Annotated in this window: 1 protein-coding gene; it reads left to right on the top strand. The window is 38.7% G+C overall.

The window, feature by feature from the left end; genetic code table 11:
* Positions 1 to 568 (top strand): hypothetical protein (locus tag N1032_RS26945; protein WP_259543760.1); only part of this gene is annotated, 568 nt, incomplete at both ends.

Here is a 568-nt window from a genome sequence, read left to right on the forward strand (position 1 = left end):
AGCAATCGATTTGGCAACGTGGGGTTACACGCGAAGATCAGAAAGCTAAAGAAGCGGCAGAAGCAGAAGCTAAGAAACCTGATTATACTTATTCTAAAGGTGTTGGTATTTGGGATAAGAAAACAGGCTTGGATGTTAACGGTAATCCTGTTAAAAGTACTGGTAGTGCTAACGAGACTCTTCCAGCCCCTGGCGGAGTAGATCAGAATACAGCTAATTTAGCTGTTAAAAATGGCTATTATAAAGATGAGCAGGGTAACTATCATACTTATGATCCTAAGAAGGGTTGGCAAATTGCATCTAAAAATGATACCGCTCAATTAGTCGCTAATGAGCCTGAAACAATCCGTGGTAATATTGATTCTTATTCTAACCATTTGGATCAAGTTATTGATGTTGGTGGCGGTAGTATTCAAGATGTGAAAGATAAAGATGGTAATCCCGTTATTGATAAAGAAACTGGTTTACCGATGCAGAAATATGTTATTTCTGAAAGCTCTGATGCTGTTAAAGATTTTGGTGGGGCAAGTCGTAAATTAGGTGATTGGAATAACCTCCCCTCAACTAA

Source organism: Herbiconiux daphne, from assembly GCF_024979295.1.
Lineage (GTDB): Bacteria > Actinomycetota > Actinomycetes > Actinomycetales > Microbacteriaceae > Herbiconiux > Herbiconiux daphnes.